Source organism: Gordonia alkanivorans NBRC 16433 (assembly GCF_000225505.1).
Classification (GTDB): domain Bacteria; phylum Actinomycetota; class Actinomycetes; order Mycobacteriales; family Mycobacteriaceae; genus Gordonia; species Gordonia alkanivorans.
Genome location: NZ_BACI01000037.1, coordinates 1 through 2,342 on the forward strand (window position 1 = coordinate 1; position 2,342 = coordinate 2,342).

The following is a 2,342-nucleotide window of genomic DNA, read 5'->3' on the forward strand; positions in this document are numbered from 1 at the left end:
CCCGAACTACGGCACCGACGCCACCACCTCCTGCTGCACAACGGGCGACACGAAGGCGGGGGTGCGGCGATGAGCGACGCATGCGGATGCGGGCACGACGAACCGGCCAGTGAGGACGAGCAGGCTCCGGAGCACTGGTGGCAGGTGCGGGAGCTGCAGGCTGCCGCCGCGGCCGCGGTGTTCCTGCTCGCCGCGTACATCACCAGCTGGTCCGGCGGCCCCGAACCGGTCGCGCTCGCCCTGGAGTGGGTGGCGCTGCTGATCGGGGCGTGGACATTCGTCCCCTCGACCCTGAGCCGGTTGGCGAAGGGCAAAATTGGCGTCGGCACCCTGATGACGATTGCTGCGGTCGGCGCGGTGATCCTCGGCGAGGTCGGCGAAGCCGCGATGCTCGCTGTGCTGTTCTCCATCAGCGAAGGCCTTGAGGAGTACGCCGTCGCCCGCACCCGCCGCGGGCTGCGGGCGCTACTAAATCTGGTCCCGGACTCCGCGACCGTGCTCCGCGACGGCACCCCGGTCACCGTCTCCCCGGCGGAATTGGCCGTCGGGGACCAGATGTTGGTCAAACCCGGCGAGCGGATCGCCACCGACGGCACCATCACCGAAGGCCGCACCGCACTGGATGTTTCGGCGATCACCGGCGAATCCGTGCCTGTCGAAGCCGGACCCGGCACGCAGGTCTACGCCGGGTCGATCAACAGCACCGGCGCCCTGAGCGTGCATGTCACCAGCACGGCGGAGAACAACTCGCTGGCCAAGATCGTGCAGATCGTCGAGGCCGAACAGTCCCGCAAGGGCGACGCGCAACGCCTCGCCGACCGGATCGCCAAGCCCCTGGTACCGGCGATCATGATCTTCGCCGCCGCCATTGCGATCCTCGGCTCCCTGCTCGGTGACCCGGCCACGTGGATCGAACGGGCCCTGGTCGTGCTCGTCGCCGCGTCGCCGTGTGCGCTGGCGATCTCTGTGCCGGTGACCGTGGTCGCGGCGATCGGCGCCGCCAGCAAGATCGGCGTCCTGGTCAAAGGAGGTGCCGCCCTCGAAGCCCTCGGCCGGGTCCGCACCGTCGCCCTCGACAAGACCGGCACTCTGACCGCGAACCGGCCCACCGTCGTCGACATCGCCACCACCCCCACCGACACCGCTGCTCCTAGCACCGGGAGCAGCCTGGGCGACCGCACTCCGGGCCAGGAGCGGGTGCTCGCCGTCGCCGCGGCGCTGGAAGCGCACAGCGAACACCCGCTCGCCCGCGCGATCCTCGCCGCCCACGGCGAGACCACCGCCGCGCGCGATGTGCAGGCTGTTCCCGGGGCCGGCCTGACCGGCCTCGTCGACGGACGGCCCGCGCGGCTGGGCCGTCCCGACTGGATCGAGCCCGGCCCGCTCGATGAGCGGGTCGCGGCCATGCAGGCCGACGGCGCCACCGCCGTCCTGATCGAACACGACGGTCAGGTCATCGGCGCGGTCGCCGTCCGTGACGAGCTTCGCCCCGAAGCCGGCGCGGTAATCGAGCACCTGCACCGCATCGGCGCCACGGTCGCGATGCTCACCGGCGACAACACCGCCACCGCCAACGCGCTGGCGAAGATCGCCGGCATCGACGACGTACACGCCGACCTCCGCCCCGAAGACAAGGCCCGCATCATCGGCGACCTCCGAACGAACTCGTTCACCGCGATGGTCGGCGACGGCATCAACGACGCTCCCGCCCTGGCCACCGCCGACCTCGGCATCGCCATGGGCGCAATGGGATCGGACGTAGCGATCGAAACCGCCGACGTCGCCCTCATGGGCGAAGACCTCCGCACCCTCCCGCAGGCACTCGATCACGCCCGCCGCGCCCGGAAGATCATGCTGCAGAACGTCGGCCTGTCCCTCGCCCTGATCGCGATCCTCATCCCTCTCGCGCTGTTCGGGATACTCGGCCTCGCCGCCGTCGTCGCCGTCCACGAACTCGCCGAGATCGTCGTCATCGCCAACGGAGTCCGCGCCGGCCGGGTCAAAGCGCTAGCCCGGGCGAGGACCGGAACTGGCCAGCGGACTCCGTCCGTAGTGACGGTCGGGCAGTGATCACCGCGGTTCCGGTGGCGCACCGCCGCGTACGCCTCACACGGCGGTGCGGGCTGCTGGCCGTCGCTGTCGGACTCGCGGCCACCGATCTGGCCGTCAAGGCATGGGCCACAAGCGCGCTCGCGGACGGCGCAGTCATCGGAACGGGGCCGGTGCAGCTGCGGCTGGCATTCAATCCGGGCGCGGCGTTTTCGATCGCCGCCGATGCCCCGGCATGGGTGCTGCCCACAGTCACCGGAATCATCACCTTCATCGTCGCGGTCACCTCCTGG

Annotated in this window: 2 protein-coding genes; both read left to right on the forward strand. The window is 70.8% G+C overall.

Annotated elements, in window-relative coordinates; translation table 11 throughout:
* Positions 1–69 precede the first annotated feature (69 nt).
* The gene (locus GOALK_RS05470; protein ID WP_005193676.1) at positions 70–2,070 is read left to right on the forward strand and encodes a heavy metal translocating P-type ATPase; all 2,001 of its coding nucleotides are present in this window, start codon (positions 70–72) and stop codon (positions 2,068–2,070) included.
* Positions 2,067–2,342, forward strand: a 276-nt coding sequence (locus GOALK_RS05475; protein ID WP_006357803.1) for a signal peptidase II, incomplete at its 3' end; no start/stop codon positions are given. The genes GOALK_RS05470 and GOALK_RS05475, both read left to right, overlap by 4 nt.